Origin of the sequence: Virgisporangium aliadipatigenens (assembly GCF_016863615.1) — a bacterium.
Taxonomy (GTDB): Bacteria; Actinomycetota; Actinomycetes; order Mycobacteriales; family Micromonosporaceae; genus Virgisporangium; species Virgisporangium aliadipatigenens.
Genome location: NZ_BOPF01000021.1, coordinates 166,899 through 183,195 on the forward strand (window position 1 = coordinate 166,899; position 16,297 = coordinate 183,195).

Consider the following 16,297-nt stretch of genomic DNA (forward strand, 5'->3'; position numbering starts at 1 on the left):
TGCGACAGCTACGGCGTTTTGACGATGACAAATGACAGCCAACCGCCCGCGAACAGGCCGGTCAACCCTTGACGTCCGTCTATGCCCGCGAGGGTGCCCGACGGCTGACAGAAATCGGCCCGCAACCGGACCGACAACTGCTCGCCGCACGCCATTGATCCAAATCAACACCACAAAGAGCATGGCTCACAGGACTCCGCGTGACGCGTCCGACCACGCGCACGCGTCGTCCCGGGGTTTCCCCGCGGTCGGAAATCCCGGCCGGGGGAGAACTAGGGGAGGAAGCTATGCAGCACTCACGGGGTGGGCCGTCCGGCTCACCTGGTGTCCGGGGGCCGTCGCCGCTGCGACGGGCGTTCACCGCGGGCGCCGCGCTCATGATGGGCGTACTGACGGCCGCCACCGTCGCCACGCCCGCCAACGCGGCACCCAGCGGCGCTGACAAGATCGAGAAGGACGTCACCGACGCGCTCGCCAAGTCCGGCAGCGCGAAGGTCTTCGTCTACCTCAACGCCAAGGCCGACCTCAGCGCTGCCGCCAAGCAGCCGGGCAAGGCCGCCCAGGGCCAGTACGTCATGGACCAGCTCGCGTCCACGGCCTCCGAGAGCCAGCGCGCTCTCGCCGAGTCCCTCAAGGCGAACGGCACCAGCTTCAAGCAGTTCTGGATCTCGAACGTCATGGTCGTCGAGGCGAACAAGGCGCTGGTCGACAGCATCGCCGCCCGTTCCGACGTGAAGAGCGTCGAACTGGTCGGCACCCAGTACATCGTCCAGCCCACCGCCAAGACCGACGGCGATGTCGCACCGCTCGCCACCGAGTGGGGCCTCCAGAACATCCAGGCCCCCCGGGTCTGGAACGAACTGGGTGTGCGCGGCGAGGGTGTCGTCGTCGGCTCGGTCGACTCCGGCGTCCAGTGGGACCACCCCGCCCTGGTCAACAAGTACCGGGGCAAGCTGGCCGACGGCACGGTCAACCACAACTACAACTGGGGCGACACGGTCAACCGCTGCGGCAACCCGTCGGTGGCCCCGTGCGACTTCAACGACCACGGCACCCACACCATGGGCACCATGGTCGGCGACGACGGCGCGGGCAACCAGATCGGCGTGGCGCCCGGCGCCAAGTGGATCGCGGCCATGGGCTGTGAGTCGTTCACCGCGCTCGGCGACTGCTCGGAGGAGGCCCTCCTGGGCGCCGGCGAGTGGCTGCTGGCGCCGAAGGACCTCAACGGCCAGAACCCCCGTCCCGACCTGCGCCCCGACCTGGTGAACAACTCGTGGGGCGGCGGCGGGAACAACCCCTGGTACAACGAGACCATCGCCGCCTGGAAGGCCGCGGGCATCGTCCCGATCTTCTCGGCCGGCAACGCCGGTCCGTCCTGTGGCACGGTGGGTTCCCCGGGTCAGCAGCCCGGCGTCTACGCGGTCGGTGCGTACGACGTCAACAACAACATCGCCAGCTTCTCCAGCCGCGGCCCGGCCGCGAACGGCGAGGTCAAGCCGAACATCTCGGCGCCGGGCGCGAACGTGCGCTCCAGCGTCGTCGGCAACACCTATGCCAACTTCAGCGGCACCTCGATGGCGGCACCGCACATCTCCGGCGTCATCGCGCTGCTGATCTCGGCGGCACCGGCACTGCGCGGCAACGAGTCGGCGATCCGCCAGTTGATCGACGACACCGCCACCGACACACCGAACAGCCAGTGCGGCGGCACCGACGACTTCAACAACGTCTTCGGTGAGGGCCGGGTCAACGCGTACGAGGCGGTTCTCGCTTCGCCACGCGGCCCGACCGGCAAGGTGCAGGGCACCGTGACGAACTCGGCCACCGGTGCGCCCGTCGCGGGTGCCACGGTCACGTCGGGTGCGGTCAGCGCCACCACCACGGCGGCGGGCACCTACTCGCTGACCCTGCCGTCCGGCGAGAACACCGTGACGGTGTCGGCGTTCGGCTACGCGACGAAGACGGCGACGGTGGACCTCCCGCAGGGCGGCACCGTGACCCTCAACTTCGCGCTCGAGCCGCAGGCCCAGGCCACGCTCAGCGGCACGGTGAAGGACGGTTCCGGCCACGGCTGGCCGCTCTACGCGAAGATCGAGATCTCCGGTCGGCCCGGTGGCCCGCTGTACACCAACCCGTTCACGGGCGCGTACTCGGTCAGCCTGCCGGCCAACACCACGTACACGCTGACGGTCACGCCGATCTACCCCGGTTACCAGACCAAGACGGAGACCGTGGTTCTCGGCGGCGCCAACGCCACCCGGGACATCTCGGTGCCGGTCTCCACGGACTGCACGGCCAAGGGCTACCAGCTCCAGCTGCCGTCGCTGGCCACGGAGACGTTCGACGCCACGACGGCTCCGGCCGGGTGGACCGTGGTCAACCGGGGTGTGCTCGGGTGGCAGTTCAACGACCCGAAGGCGACCGGCAACCTCACCGGCGGCAGCGGCAACTTCGCCGACGCCGACAGTGACGCGGCCGGCAGCGGCACCACGTTCGACTCGGACCTGATCTCGCCGGTGTACGACCTCAGCTCGGCGGCGGCGCCGCTCCTGCGGTTCAACAGCGACTTCCGGGACCTCGGTGAAGAGGACTTCGCGGACATCTCGCTGAGCACCGACAGCGGCGCGACGTGGACCCGGGTCTACCACGAGACGGCCTCCAAGCGCGGTCCCCGCGTCGAGGAGGTGCCGCTCACCGCGGCCGCCAACAAGAGCGGCGTGCAGCTGAAGTTCAGCTACGGCGGCACGTACGACTGGTGGTGGCAGGTCGACAACGTGTCGATCGTCCAGAAGTTCTGCACCCCGGTCGCCGGTGGCATCGTCGCCGGCTTCACGAAGGACTTCAACACCGGCGCGGCGCTCAACGGCGTGACGGTCACCAGCGTCGACAAGCCGGCCGACAAGACCGTTTCGATCGCGACGCCGGACGACCCGAACATCGGTGACGGCTTCTACTGGATGTTCTCGAGCCTGACCGGGGACCACCCGTTCACGGCGTCGAAGAGCCCGTACGCCAGCGAGACGAAGACGGTCGGCGTGGGCGCGGACACGACCACCCAGGCCGACTTCAGCCTCAAGTCGGCGAAGCTGACCGTGGCCCCGACGTCGATCGAGGCCTACGTGACGCTGGGCGGAAGCCGCAAGACCAACGTCACCGTGACCAACTCCGGTACCGCACCGGCCGAGGTCGAGGTCGTCGAGCGGGGCGGCACGTTCACCGCGCTCGGCAAGCCGGGTGTGGCGCGCCACGACGTGGCCATCTCCGGTGACGACGCCAAGAACGCCGCCAAGCAGGCGACCCCGGCCAACTCCAAGGCCCGGGCCGGTGTGACGGCGTTCGACCCGACGTCGGTCGACGCGACGTGGTCCAACATCGCCAATGTGCCGACGACCCTGTTCGACAACGCCGTGGTGAACCTCGACGGCAAGCTCTACTCGGTCGGCGGCAGCGGTGTCCCGAGCGGCAGCGAGAAGCAGCTGTTCATCTACGACATCGCCAGCAACACCTGGACCGCCGGCCCGGCGGCTCCGACGAGTCACGCCAAGGGCGCCGCGGTGGCGTTCGACGGCAAGATCTACGCCATCGGCGGCTGGACGACCAGCGGGGCACCCAACCCCGCCGTGGACGTCTACGACCCGGCGACCAACGCCTGGACGACGCTGGCGGCGCAGAACCCGGCTCCGCGTTCGGCGGCCGGTGTGGGCGTCGTGGACGGCAAGCTCTACCTGGTGGGTGGCTGCACCGACGGCAACTGCACCGCGTCGAGCAACGTCGTGGTCTTCGACCCGGCGGCCGGCACGTTCAGCCAGGTGGCGCCGTACCCGTCGGCGATCTCCTGGATCTCCTGCGGCGGCATCGGCAGCTCGGTCTACTGCGCCGGTGGCTTCGACGGCCAGAACTCGCCGAAGAAGGGCTACGCCTACAGCCCGGCGGCGAACGCCTGGACGCCGATCGCGGACCTGCCGACCGACCAGTGGGCGGCCGCTGACGCCGTCTCCGGCGGGAAGTTGATCCTCTCGGCGGGCATCGCCGACGACGCCACTGTCGTCACCAACCGGACCCAGGCCTACGACCCCGCGTCGGACAGCTGGGCCCAGCTCCCGAACGCCAACCAGACGCGCTACCGCGCCGGCGGTGCGTGTGCGTTCTACAAGGTCGGTGGCCGGGACGGCGGCAACCAGCCGACCGCCCAGGCCGAGTTCCTGAGCGAGGTCGGCGACTGCTCGGCGGCTGACGGCGACGTGCCGTGGCTGTCCGAGCGTCCGGCGACGTTCACGCTGGCCCCGGGCGCGAGCCAGGTGGTCCAGGTGACGCTGACGGCGACGCCGGAGGCGGGCATCGACCAGCCGGGTGACTACACCGCGCAGCTCGGTTTCCGCGCCCAGCAGACGGGTGCGGCGCCGACGGTGGACGTCAAGCTGCACGTCCTGCCCCCGGACAACTACGGGAAGGTCACCGGCAAGGTGACCGGCCTGCAGTGCTCGGGTTCGACGGTGCCGCTGCCGGCACAGCTGCAGTTCACCCTGGTCAACGACTCGGGTACCGGCTACTCCGTCAAGGCCAAGGCCGACGGCACGTACCAGTTGTGGCTGCCGCGTGGCCGCTACGACCTGATCGTGTCGAAGGACGGCTGGGTCGCCCAGGTCAAGCGCGTCAAGGTGGAGCCCGGCATCGTGCTCACCCAGGACTTCGCGCTGAAGCCGTTCGGTGGCTGCAACACCCGGGCCGGCGGGGTCTGATCAACCGGTAGGTGAGCGCCCGGCCCCGGAAACGGGGCCGGGCGTTTCGCTTTCCGCTCCCCGGTTAAACCCAGGGCCATGGATGACGCCCTCGTCGTGGGAGGCGGGCCGGCCGGCATGTCGGCGGCCCTCTACCTGGCCCGCTACAACCGCAGCGTGGTGCTGTTCGACACGGCGCGGGGGCGCTCGTCGCACCACCAGACCAACCACAACTACCTCGGCTTCCCGGAGGGCGTGCCGATCCAGCGCCTGCGCGAGTTGGGCCGCGCCCAGCTGTCGCACTATCCGCACGTGCGGCTCCTCCAGGTGCCGGTGGAGCGCCTGACGGGCGACGCGGAGCGGGGCTTCGCGGCCGTCACGCCGCAGGGCACGTACCGGGGCCGGACCGTCGTGCTGGCGACCGGGGTCGTCGACCACTACCCGCGCTTCGAGGGCTGGGAACCGTGCGTCGGCATCAGCCTGTTCTGGTGCATCACCTGCGACGGCTGGGAGAACCGCGGCCGCACCGTCCTGGTGGTGGGGCACACCGACGCGGCGGCGGGCGAGGCGCTGCAGCTGCAGTCGCTGACCGGCCGCATCACGCTGCTGACGAACCACGAGAAGCCGGAGATCGGCACCACGAGCCGGCGCCGCCTGGCGGGTGCGGGGATCCCGGTCGTGGAGGACCTGATCGCGAGCGTCTCCTGCGCCGACGGCGGCCTGATCCAGATCGTGCACACCACGGGCGGGGTGGACCTGCCGTGCGAGTCGGTCTTCAGCATCCAGGGCGCGACGCCGCAGTCCGACCTGGCCGCGCAGCTCGGGGTGGAGCTGGAGCCGACGGGCTGGATCGCGGTGGACACCGAGCAGAAGACCTCGCTGCCGGGTGTCTTCGCGGCGGGCGACGTGACGGCGCTGCACTCGCACCAGGTGACGACGGCGGTGCACGAGGGCGCGCAGGCGGCGTCGGCCGCCAACCACTTCCTCTACCCCGAGGAACTCAAAGGCTAGCGATCTCCAGGGCCTCGTCGACGATCTCGTCGAGGTCGGTGGAGCGGCCGGTGGCCAGGGCGAGCGACAGCCCGTCCCCGCCGAGCCCGACGGCGAGCCGGTCCAGAAGATCGTCGCGAGTCGTCCCGGCGACCTCGTCGGGCGCGGGCAGGTTGTAGCGGGCGCGCAGCGCCTCGGCCGCCCCGAGCAGGCGCCCGGCCGCCGCGGGATGGCTGGTCGCGAGCAGTGCGGCCAGCGTGTCCAGGGAGACGGCGAGGTCGTCCCGGTCGCCCGCGTCGCGCCGCATCCGCGCCCCGGTGGCCACGTGCGTCAGAGCCTCGGTGGAACGCCCGGAGCCCAGCGCCACCAGCCCGAGTTGGTGGTGTGCCATGGCCTCGCCCGGCACCTCACGCAGCGATCGGGCCAGGTCGAGGGCCTCGCGCAGCGCCTCGGCGGCCGCCCGGGTGTCCCCGCGCAGCAGCCGGATCTCGCCGAGGCACAGCAGCCCGAGCATGACCCCGCGGGTGTTGCCGGCGGCGCGGTCGAGTTCGAGCGACCGGTCGGCGTGCCCGCTGGCCGTGTCGACGTCGGCGCTGCGCAGCGCCAGTTTGGTGAGGTTGCCGTGCGCGGTCGCCATCCCGAACGGCTCCGCCAGCCCGGTCCACCGGTCGAGGCTGTCGGCGAAGTGGTTGTGCGCGCCGGTGAGGTCGCCGGTGCCGAGCGCGGCCGCCCCGAGCGCATCCGAGGCGTGGGCCACCGTGCGCGCGTCGCCCTCGGACATGGCCAGCTCCCGGCTGCGCCGGGCGTACCGTTCGGCGGTCTCGTGGTCGTTGACCGCACCGGCCAGAACGGCGGCCGCGTGCAGCACCTGCGCCCGCTGCGCCCCGCGCAGGTGGCTGACGGACAGGAGCCGTTCGAGCTTGCGGCGGCCGTCGTCGAGGTACGTGCCGCCCCGCCAGAACCGCCACAGCCCGAGCGCGAGGGCGGCGGCCCGTTCGGGATCACCGGTGTCGAGCAGGTACTCGAACGCCGCGCCGAGGTTGGCGTACTCCCGGTCGAGTCGGGCGATCCACTCGGACTGCGCGGGCCCGGCCAGTTCGCGCCCGGCCTCCTCGGCGAGGGCGGTGAAGTGCTCGGCGTGCCGGGAGCGCGCGTCGACGGGCAGCTTCTCGAGAGCGAACGCCTTCAGCGGCTCCAGCAGCACGTAACGCACCTCGTCGTGCGGGTCGGGTTCGGCGCGCACGAGGTTGCGGTCGACCACGGCGCCGAGCCGCTTCGGCAGGTCCTCGACGGCCGGGCAGACCGCCGCGACGGCCGCCCGGGTGGCGCCGCCACGGAAGACGCCGAGGCGCAGGAAGAGTTCGCGCTCCTCCGGCGCGAGCCGGTCGAACGCCCACTCGATCACGCGGCGCAGCGTGAGCTGACGGCCGGTGGCGCCGCGCCGCCCGCGCCCGCCCTCGGGGCCGGCGAGCCGTTCGGAGACCTTGTTGAGCAGCTCCGTCGGCGACAGGTCGTCCAGGTGGGCGGCGACCAGTTCGATGGCGAGCGGGAGCCCGTCGATGCGGCGGCACATCTCCATGACGGTGCCGAGGTTGGCGCCGGTGAGCATGAAGTCGGAGGCGACCACGCGGGCGCGCGCCGCGAAGAGTCCGAGCGCCGGCGAACCGGCGAGCGCCACGGAGACCCCGGCCGGTCCCGGGGGCAGGGTGCCCCGGTCGGGCAGGCCCAGCGGCGGCACCCGGTAGACCTGTTCCGCCTCGATGCCCAGCCGGTCGGGCGTGGTGCACAGCACGGAGACGCCGGGTGCCTGGGCGAGCAGGTCGGAGATGACCCGCGCGGCGCCGGGTGCCTGTTCGACGTTGTCGAGAACGAGCAGCAGCGCGTGGTCGGCCGGTTCGTCGACGGCGTGCGCGAGGGTGGCGAGGATGTCGTCGTCCGTTCGGGCGGCGGCCAGCGGCACGAAGGCCACCCCGTCGGCGAACGCGTCGGTGACGGCCGCCGCGACGGCGAGCGCGAGGCGGGTCTTGCCGACGCCGGCCGGCCCGACGAGGGTCACCAGCCGGTGCGCGCCGACGAGCCGGGTGACCTGCGCGGTCTCGTTCTGGCGGCCGACCAGCTCGGTCAGCGGGACGGGCAGCGGCCGGCGGGCGGGCGCGCTCTTGGCGAGGAACGCCGGCGCCACGGTCCAGCCGCCCTCGGGTTCGCGCACCAGGCCGCCGCCGGCCATGAGCCGGTCGACCTCCCGTTCGACCCGGGCGGGGAGGCCGCCGGTGCGCGCCGCGAGCCACTCGACCAGCACCCGGCTCGGTTCGCTCTGCAGCGTGGTGCGCAGCCAGATCCGGATGGCCGCGGCGGACCAGGGCAGCAGTTCGACGGTGTCCAGAACGGGCAGGTCGGGCACGCCGCGGCTGCCGTGGTGCACCGCGCCGAGCGCACCCGGGACGGCCCGGGCCAGCGCGTTGAGCCGGTCGTCGGGCGTTCCGTCGATGACGACCAGAACCGGTCGGCTGCCGGCCGGCACGGGATACTTGGCCGACTCGGGCGACTCGATGACGTCGTACCCGCGCAGCCGCCCGGCCCGGGCCACCTCGGCCATGAACCGGCTGTGGCCGGCGCCCCGTTCGCCGGTGACGGCGAGGGTGCCGCGTTGGCCGCCCGCGAGCCGGGTGAGGAAGTCGCGGGCGGCGGTCATGGGCACGTCCCGTTCGAGGAGACGTGCGGAGGCGGGGCGGGGAACGGCCTCGCTCCCGGCCGAGTCGTCCGTGACGGCCCCGCCGCGGTTGTGGTGCCGGGCGGCGGCGACCCGGCGCAGGGCCACCTCGACGAGGCCCGCCGGTTCCTCGGCGTCCTCGGGGAAGACGGCCGCGCCGAGCGACACCGATATCGACAGCGGCGGCTCGCCGGGGAACTCCACGAGCTTCACGGCCTCGGTGAGCCGGTGCGCGACCCGGGCCGCCTCCGCCTTGCCGGTCTCCGGCAGGAGCAGCGCGAACTCGTCGGGGCCGGTGCGGAAGACGACGTCGTAGCCGCGGCTGAGCCCGTTGATGCGTTCGGTGAGGTGGCGCAGCACCTGGTCGCCGCGTTCGGTGCCGTAGGCGTCGTTGACGCTGCGGAAGTAGTCCACGTCGAACATCAGCAGCGCACAGCCGGTGTGCGAGCGACCCGACCGGGCGAGTTCCTCGGCGAGGCGGGGCGTCAGCAGGCCGCGCGCGTACGCTCCGGTCAGCTCGTCGGTGAACGACTCCACTCGGTCATCATCTGACACCTGTCGGTCACACGTGCCGCTCTCTCCGCCTTTCGGCCGAAGTTCGCCCCGACTTCCTACAACGGTCGGGTTCGGTGCCGTTACAGCCGGTGGCGGAACGGTTCGACGAAGGGAGGCGGTCATGATCGCTTGGATCAGGCGCGGGTGCCACGCCGTCGCGGTCGGGCTACGCGTGTCCAGCCGCACCTGGAGCCTGCAGGCGCTCTAGCCAGCGGTCGAGCAGCGCGGTCTCGACGGGTTCGAGCGCCGCGGTCCCCGAGACGGCGAGCTGGGCGCGCAGGCGCAGCGCCGCGGTGCCCACCGGGTCGGCTTCGGCGTCGCCGGCCGGCTCGGTGAGCACCGCGGCGAACACGGCGTCCCGCATGCGATGCGAGAGGCCGGCGTCGGCGAAGAGTTCGGGCTGCGCGATGAGGCTCAACGCCAGGCCGACGTTGGCCGGCAGGATCAGCTGCGCGGCGACCTGCGGCGCGACGCGCAGCGCCCCGACGGCCGCGCAGCGCAGCAGGGTCGCCTCGAGCAGGTCCATGATCTTCCGCCGGGCCTGCGCGTGCGACCTCGGCCGCGGCGCGAACATCAGCTGGTACAGCGCCGGATTCTCCCGCGCGAACGCCATGTGGTCGTCCCAGCCGGCACGCAGATCCGCGACCGGGTCCGCGGTCCTCGGCTGGGCGGCCTTCTGCTCGGCATAGCGGCGCAGCCCGTCGTCGGCCAACGCGTCCAGCAGTCCGTTCTTGTCGCCGAACAGCCGGTAGAGCACGGGCTGGGTGACGCCGACCGCCTCGCACACGGCCCGGGTGGCGATGTCGCGGTCCGGCGACGCCGCGAGCTGGCGTTCGGCGGCGGCGATCATCGCGGCCCGCACGTCGGGGCTGATGGTGGTCATGGAATCAATGATACGCGACACCACTAGCGCCGCTACAGATCTGTGCTACGGTCGAACTATCGCCGCTACGAAATGGCGATAACAACGATTCGATCCGGAGGTAGAACCATGAGCGGGCAACGGGTAGCGATCGTCACGGGCGCCTCGCGGGGCATCGGCCGCGCGGTCGCCGTCAGACTTGCCGCGTCGGGCACCGCCGTCGTCGTCGGCTACGCCGGTAGGGCCGAGGCCGCCGCCCGGGTGGTCGACGAGATCACCGCGGCCGGCGGCACAGCGGTCGCGGCCCAGGCCGACGTCGGCGACGAGCACGCGGTCGCCGCGACGTTCGACCTCGCGGAGAAGACCTACGGCGGCGTGGACGTGGTGGTCAACGCGGCCGGCCTGATGGTCCTCTCCCCGATCGCCGAACTGGACCTCGACGACCTCGACCGGATGTACCGCACCAACATCCGCGGCACCTTCGTGGTGGCCCGCGAGGCCGCGCGCCGCCTGCGCGACGGCGGCTCCGTGGTCACCTTCTCCACCTCGGTCGTGGCCCTGCAGTTCCCCACGTACGCCGGCTACGTGGCCGGCAAGAGCGCGGTCGAGGGCATCACGATGATCCTCGCCCGGGAGCTGCGCGGCCGGCAGATCACCGTCAACGCCGTGGCGCCCGGCCCCACCGCCACCGACCTCTTCCTCGACGGCAAGGACGAGGCCACCATCGAACGCCTCGCCAAGCAGCCCCCGCTCGAACGCCTCGGCCAGCCGGACGACATCGCCGGCGTCGTCGACTTCCTGACCGGCCCCCAGGGCCACTGGGTCAACGGCCAGGTCATCCGCGCCAACGGCGGCATCGCCTGACGACGGCACCGATCTTGCAGTTGTGGCGCGGACATAGCAGCACCCAATGAGGCACACCGGGCACCACAACTGCAAGATCGGCGCAAGTGGGCTACACGCGGACCTGGCAGCGGAGTGGTCGATCACGCGGAGCGGATCGACCCGGAGCGGTGCGGCGGGAGCGACGGTCGTGCCCCCGACGGACCGTCGCAATAAAGCTCATCGCAGATATAAAACTAGCCGGCGACCCGTTCCAGGCGGGCGGACATGTGCGACTGGAGCGGGTGGCCCATGGCCGCCATGTCGTAGGCGTACAGCAGGGCGCGATCGACGATCCCGTACAGCCGCTGCCCCGCCGCGACCTCCTTGGCCGTCGGCGAACGCAGCACCGCGTCGGTCGCCACTTCGACCTTGGTGCCCTCGACCTTCCCGTAGTACAGCTCCTGGATCCCGGTCGGGTGCGACAGCAGCAGCTCCACCTCGTCGGTCTCCCCGACCGGCCGCCACCAACCGACCTCGCGGCCGGCGGGGCGCACCGGCTTGTCGTCGTCGCCGAGGATCCAGGCCCGCGCCTCGTAGAAGAGGAACGGCCGCCCGTCGTGGCTGAACCGGATCTCCTGCGCGTAGGTGAAGTCCTCGATGTCGGGATAGCCGCCGCGGCCCCGGCCCCGCCACACCCCCACGAACGGCAGCAGCCCGAGCAGCCGGGGGTGCAGGTCGGGGCCGCTGCGCAGGTCGTGCGTCTCCTCGTACGGGTACGGATCGACGGGGGCCAGCCCCTCCCACGGGGCACGATCGATGCTCACCAGTTCCCTCTCGACAGCCGGACGGCCAGGTAGACAAGGCCACCGGCCAGCGCCCCGAAGCCTGCGACGAGCAGGCCCACGAACCCGACCACGGTGACCATCACCGACGATCCTATGCTGCGCCGATGAGCCGTTCTCTGGTCGTCAAAGTTACCGCTGGTGCGGATGCGCCGGAACGCTGTGCGCAGGCGTTCACCGTCGCGGCGACGGCGGCCGCCTCGGGTGTGCCGGTGTCGCTCTGGCTGACCGGCGAATCGGCCTGGTTCGCGCTGCCGGGCCGGGCGGCGGAGTTCGACCTGCCGCACTCCGCGCCGCTGACGGACCTGCTCGCGAGCGTGTTGGCCGCCGGCACGGTGACGCTGTGCACACAGTGCGCGGCCCGGCGGGAGATCGGCCCCGCGGACGTGATCGACGGGGTGCGGATCGCCGGGGCGGCCGTGTTCGTCGAGGAGGCCATGGCCGAGGGCGCCCAGGCGCTCGTCTACTAGGCGCAGCCGGTGCCGGCGGTGGCGACCACCCGGTCGTCGCGCAGTCGCAGCGCGACGCCCGTGCCGCCGTCGCGGTAGGCGGCCACCTTCTCGCGCCCGATCACCTCGGTCGCCGCGTCGGGTCGAGCCCCGTCCAGCACCGTCGCCCCGCCGCCGGAGACCTCGACCGTCCAGGCCGTCCCCCCGTCCGGGCATTTCAGGTGGAACGCCTTACGCTCCGCCGGCACGGCACCGACCCGCCCCACGGCGGCTTCCGCGGCGGTGCGCAGGGCGGCCGGCGCGTCGTCGACCGCGGGATCGCCCGGCACGTCGCCGCCCGGCACCCGGCAGCCCGTGTCGGCGCTGAACCGCAGTTCGCCGGCGCCGACCGTGGTGCCCGCGAGCTTCACGTAGAACCCGGCGTCGCCGTGCAGCGAGTGCAGGTCGCCGGCGTGGCGCACCCCGACGTCGTACGACCCGGGCAGCGCCTTGGCGATCCGCTCCACCAGTGCGCCCTCGGTGCCGGGCCGGGTGTAGAGCATCGCGACGCGGCTGTACGACTCGCCGTCCCGATTGCCGGCCGCGCACCTGGCCCGAGTTCGACCGAAGCCGGTGACGCTCACGACGACCTCGTCGCCGGACGCGGCGGTGACCACGGCGGCGATCGCCCGGTCCACGACGGGCAGCGCCTGGACGATCGTGGTCTGCTCCCGGACGGTCGGCCGCCCGTGCTGCGCGGACCAGACGGCCAGCACGAGCAGCAGCACGGCCCACACCGCGACGGCGGAACCGAGCCACACGCGACGGGACGGGCGGCGGATCACCGCGCCATGATGCCAGAGGCGGCCCTGGATCCCTCCAGGGCCGCCTCCGTGGGAACGCTGTTACGCGACGGCGAGCGCCACCGTGTTGATGCCGCGGTCGGCCGCGACGGTGGTGCCGCCGTTGCCCTGCCGGGACAGCGCCCGCAGGGTCCAGGTGCCGGGTGCCGCGAAGAAGCGGAAGTGCCCGGCCGGCGAGGTGACGACCTCGGCCGTGAACTCGCCGGTGGCGTCGAGCAGCCGCACGTAGGCGCCGGCGACCGGAGCCTCGCCGGCCTGCACGACGCCGGTGATCACGGTCTCCTTCTCGACGTCCACACTCGCCGGCAGCGGTGCCGCCTGGTCGGGCGCGCCGCACCCGTCAACGTTGGTCGTGCTCATCTCTCAGGCCTCCCCGGGCTCGTCGCCGAGCGCCACCGGCACGCCGACCAGCGAGCCGTACTCGGTCCAGGAACCGTCGTAGTTGCGGACGTTACGGTGTCCCAGAAGCTCCTTCAGGACGAACCACGAGTGCGAGGAACGCTCGCCGATCCGGCAGTAGGCGATGGTGTCCTTGCTCTCGTCGAGCCCGGCGTCGGCGTAGATCTTGCGCAGCTCGTCGTCGCTCTTGAACGTGCCGTCCTCGTTGGCGGTCTTGCTCCACGGCACCGACAGGGCGGTCGGGATGTGACCGGCGCGCTGCGCCTGCTCCTGCGGGAGGTGCGCCGGGGCGAGCAGCCGGCCGGCGTACTCGTCGGGCGAGCGCACGTCGATCAGGTTCTGCACGCCGATGGCCTTGACGGCGTCGTCGCGGAACGCCCGGATGCTGAGGTCCTGCGGCTGCGCGGTGTAGGTGGTGGCCGCCCGCTCCGGAACGTCCGTGTTGTAGGGCCGGTTGTCCAGCTCCCACTTCTTGCGGCCACCGTCGAGCAGCTTCACGTTGCGGTGCCCGTACAGCTTGAAGTACCAGTACGCGTAGGCGGCGAACCAGTTGTTGTTGCCGCCGTACAGGATGACCGTGTCGTCGTTGCCGATGCCCTTCTGGCTCAGCAGCGCCTCGAACTGCTCCTTGTTGACGAAGTCCCGACGGACGGCGTCCTGCAGTTCGGTCTTCCAGTTGATCTTGACTGCTCCGGGGATGTGTCCACCGTCGTAGGCGGTCGTGTCCTCGTCCACCTCGACGAAGACGAGCCCGTCGGCGCCGATGTTCTTCTCGGCCCAATCGGCGGAGACCAAGACATCTTCGCGACTCATCGTGCGGGTCCTTTCCTGTGTGGCCACTGGCGGGTTCGGGTCTTGAGGGCTCCCGCGACGGCTCGTGTCGCCGGCCGCACGCGTGGGAGCGCGTAAGCGGTGGGATGAGCGGCGACGGCGTCGATGCCGAAAGAATGGGCACGCTGACACGCCACCGGACGGGAGGCGGCGGTACCCGATCTGCTCACAAGGAGCGCGGGCGGCCTACCGCACCGTCAGGCGGCGCAACACAGGCAGGTGGCCACGCGACACAGGTCGATCGCGCGCCGTTTGGTGAGCAGCATGCTCATGGTGAGCGAGCCTAGCACCGGCGGTGGTCGCTGACCCAGGGTCGCGAGACGCCGGTCACCCGTGAGTTTGGGACGGCGTTCCCACCAAATGGAACTTACTGAACAAGTGCGACGTCGGTGGCGGTGGCCGTCACCGTGACGCCCTGGGCCGAACTGGTCACGTTGTTGATCACCAGCTTGTACGGCATCTGCGGGGTCCGGATGGTCGCCTTGAGCTTGTCCTTGTTGGCGTCGAACACCGTCTTCGCCACCCCGGTCAGCTGCCCACCCTCGGTGGCCACGTCGGAGAGCGCCAGCAGCACCTTGCCGTCGGCGATGCTGATCGTGCCCTTGGCCGTCAGCACGGCCTTGTAGCCCTGGATGTCGATCGGCAGCTTCAGGTCGATCCGGTTGTCGACGACCGTGATCGTCAGCTTCGACAGGTCAATCGGCACCGGCAGCCCGGACAGCTGCACCAGCGACTTGACCGTCTCCCACGTCATGAACGCGTTGCCGGTGACCCGGTGGGCCGTGACCGGGCCGCGCCCGTTCATCAGGTCGCTGGTGGCCGCCTCGACGTCGTTGGCCACCACCGTCATGTTCTCCAGCTTGACGCCGTTGGTCTGCGGCTTGTTGGCCTTGATGGTGATCTCGTCGTAGTTGCCGCCGAGCACCTGGGTGAGGAAGGGGAAGCCGCCGATGGAGACGTCGGGCCGGCCCTCGACCGTGCCGCCCTCGTTCTTGATGGTCGTCTCCGCCTGCTCGGCGATGCGGTCCTCGGCGATGCCCACGGCGACGCGGTCCGCGATCGCGACCAGCCCGAGGAGAAGCACCAGCAGCACCAGCAGACCGATGCCCACCTTGCGGCCACGACTCATGACAGCCCCTCCCGAACGCCTCGTACGCCGCGTGTCTTATCCCCGAAGCTTCGGGTTTACAACCCTCGCGCCAGTACGGTGCTCGCCGCGTAGGCCACCGGCGCCGCGAGCGTGAACGCCGACAGCGGCCCGGCCATGTGCCTGACCAGCCACAACGCGGGTGCGATCCCGGCGAGCTGACGGCTCGATTCGGAGTAGTCGGCGGACAGGTCGACCATGAGCGCGATGACCGCCGCCGCCAGTCCGGCGATCGCGGTGGGCAGCGGCTCCAGCCCTTCGAGGAAGTAGCCGGCCGCACCGGCCGCGGCCGTGCCGAGCATCCCGCCGACCACGATCCCGAGGCCGCCGCGCGGCACCGTGGGCGCCACCCGGGGCACCGGCAGACCCGCGTCGAACAGGTGCGCGGCGACCAGCGCCACGCCGGCGCCGATCACGATCGCGTTGATCACCTGGGTGCCGAGCGGCTCGCGCTTCAGCACCACCAGCGACGCGATGGAGACCACGCCCAGCACCAGCACCAGGCTCGACCCGAGCGACTCGGTCACCCGGACCCGCCCGGCCGGCCGGATCATCTGCCCCAGCACCCCGGCCACGAACCCGCCCGCGGTGACGTACACCAGCGGCCCGAGCGACGCCGGGTTGGCCGACACGGCGACCAGGTCGGCACCGAGCGCCGCGAGGATCGCCACGACGGCCACGATGCGCGGGGCCGGCGGCTGGCTCGCGACGGTCCAGATCACCACGAACGCCAACTGCACCGCGAACACCACGAACGCGTACGGCGCCGGGGCGAGCTGCGAGCCGACCACCATCGCCACGGTCAGCACGAACGACAGGCCGGCCATGGCGAGCGCCAGCAGCCGGCGCACCGGCACGGTGGGCAGCTCCCGGGAACGCGCCGCCGCGACCTCGTCGGAAAGCTCCGGGTCGTACTCCTCCGGCGGCAGCTCGTCGCGCAGGTCGACCGGCGCGGAACGCCCCCGGCGAGGCGCGGGCTCGTGTGGCTCCGGCCCCCGTCGCGGACCGCCGCGCCGCTCGGCCGGATCACCTCCGAAGCGCGCCCAGTCGTCGTCGGCGTCGGTAGGGGTCGCGGGCACGCCACGATGGTGCCAGAACACCGCCGCGAGAGCCCAATCACGGTG

14 protein-coding genes are annotated in these 16,297 nt (G+C 71.7%); 4 read left to right on the forward strand and 10 right to left on the reverse strand.

Annotated features, from left to right (window positions below; translation table 11 throughout):
- Positions 1 to 377: 377 nt before the first annotated feature.
- Positions 378 to 4,742 carry a S8 family serine peptidase gene (locus Val02_RS27420; RefSeq protein ID WP_444546003.1) on the forward strand — a complete coding sequence of 1,455 codons (4,365 nt, stop codon included), beginning with the start codon at positions 378 to 380 and terminating at the stop codon, positions 4,740 to 4,742.
- A gap of 78 nt (positions 4,743 to 4,820) precedes the next feature.
- Complete coding sequence (locus Val02_RS27425; RefSeq protein ID WP_203902094.1) at positions 4,821 to 5,732, forward strand: NAD(P)/FAD-dependent oxidoreductase; 912 nt, start codon at positions 4,821 to 4,823, stop codon at positions 5,730 to 5,732.
- On the opposite strand, the gene Val02_RS27430 is transcribed toward Val02_RS27425, so the two are convergent.
- The gene (locus tag Val02_RS27430; RefSeq protein WP_203902095.1) at positions 5,722 to 8,958 is read right to left on the reverse strand and encodes a diguanylate cyclase; all 3,237 of its coding nucleotides are present in this window, start codon (positions 8,956 to 8,958) and stop codon (positions 5,722 to 5,724) included. The two genes, Val02_RS27425 and Val02_RS27430, sit on opposite strands and share 11 nt — an antisense overlap.
- A gap of 184 nt (positions 8,959 to 9,142) precedes the next feature.
- A complete protein-coding gene (locus Val02_RS27435; protein ID WP_203902096.1) occupies positions 9,143 to 9,859 on the reverse strand; it encodes a TetR/AcrR family transcriptional regulator in 717 nt (238 codons plus the stop codon).
- 108 nt (positions 9,860 to 9,967) lie between these two features.
- On the opposite strand from Val02_RS27435, the gene Val02_RS27440 reads away from it, so the two are divergent.
- Positions 9,968 to 10,702 carry an SDR family oxidoreductase gene (locus tag Val02_RS27440; RefSeq protein ID WP_373317953.1) on the forward strand — a complete coding sequence of 245 codons (735 nt, stop codon included), beginning with the start codon at positions 9,968 to 9,970 and terminating at the stop codon, positions 10,700 to 10,702.
- 215 nt (positions 10,703 to 10,917) lie between these two features.
- Here the strand turns inward: Val02_RS27440 and Val02_RS27445 are convergent, their stop codons facing one another.
- Both Val02_RS27445 and mtfM read right to left on the reverse strand, forming a co-directional pair.
- On the reverse strand, positions 10,918 to 11,487 hold the full coding sequence (locus tag Val02_RS27445; protein WP_239153367.1) for a heme-binding beta-barrel domain-containing protein: 570 nt from the start codon (positions 11,485 to 11,487) through the stop codon (positions 10,918 to 10,920).
- Entirely contained in the window at positions 11,484 to 11,588 is a 105-nt protein-coding gene (mtfM, locus tag Val02_RS48285) for a small membrane protein MtfM (protein WP_275415617.1), read from the reverse strand. The genes Val02_RS27445 and mtfM overlap by 4 nt, the downstream gene beginning before the upstream one ends.
- 24 nt (positions 11,589 to 11,612) lie before the next feature.
- Here mtfM and Val02_RS27450 point away from each other — a divergent pair, with 24 nt between their 5' ends.
- Positions 11,613 to 11,975, forward strand: coding sequence for a DsrE family protein (locus tag Val02_RS27450; protein ID WP_203902098.1), 363 nt, complete (start codon positions 11,613 to 11,615; stop codon positions 11,973 to 11,975).
- Here Val02_RS27450 and Val02_RS27455 read toward each other — a convergent pair.
- From Val02_RS27455 to Val02_RS27475, 6 genes are all read right to left on the reverse strand, one after another.
- On the reverse strand, positions 11,972 to 12,778 hold the full coding sequence (locus tag Val02_RS27455; protein ID WP_203902099.1) for a hypothetical protein: 807 nt from the start codon (positions 12,776 to 12,778) through the stop codon (positions 11,972 to 11,974). The two genes, Val02_RS27450 and Val02_RS27455, sit on opposite strands and share 4 nt — an antisense overlap.
- A gap of 60 nt (positions 12,779 to 12,838) precedes the next feature.
- Positions 12,839 to 13,156, reverse strand: a complete 318-nt coding sequence (locus Val02_RS27460; protein WP_203902100.1) for a DUF1416 domain-containing protein — start codon at positions 13,154 to 13,156, stop codon at positions 12,839 to 12,841.
- 3 nt (positions 13,157 to 13,159) lie between these two features.
- Complete coding sequence (locus Val02_RS27465) at positions 13,160 to 14,008, reverse strand: sulfurtransferase (RefSeq protein ID WP_203902101.1); 849 nt, start codon at positions 14,006 to 14,008, stop codon at positions 13,160 to 13,162.
- Between the two features lie 215 nt (positions 14,009 to 14,223).
- A complete protein-coding gene (locus tag Val02_RS48715; protein ID WP_373317958.1) occupies positions 14,224 to 14,298 on the reverse strand; it encodes an Ms5788A family Cys-rich leader peptide in 75 nt (24 codons plus the stop codon).
- Positions 14,299 to 14,393: 95 nt separating this feature from the next.
- Positions 14,394 to 15,155 (reverse strand): LmeA family phospholipid-binding protein, encoded by a 762-nt coding sequence (locus tag Val02_RS27470; protein ID WP_203902102.1) that lies wholly within the window; start codon positions 15,153 to 15,155, stop codon positions 14,394 to 14,396.
- A 56-nt stretch (positions 15,156 to 15,211) separates the two neighbouring features.
- Positions 15,212 to 16,252, reverse strand: a complete 1,041-nt coding sequence (locus Val02_RS27475) for a hypothetical protein (RefSeq protein ID WP_203902103.1) — start codon at positions 16,250 to 16,252, stop codon at positions 15,212 to 15,214.
- Positions 16,253 to 16,297 lie beyond the last annotated feature (45 nt).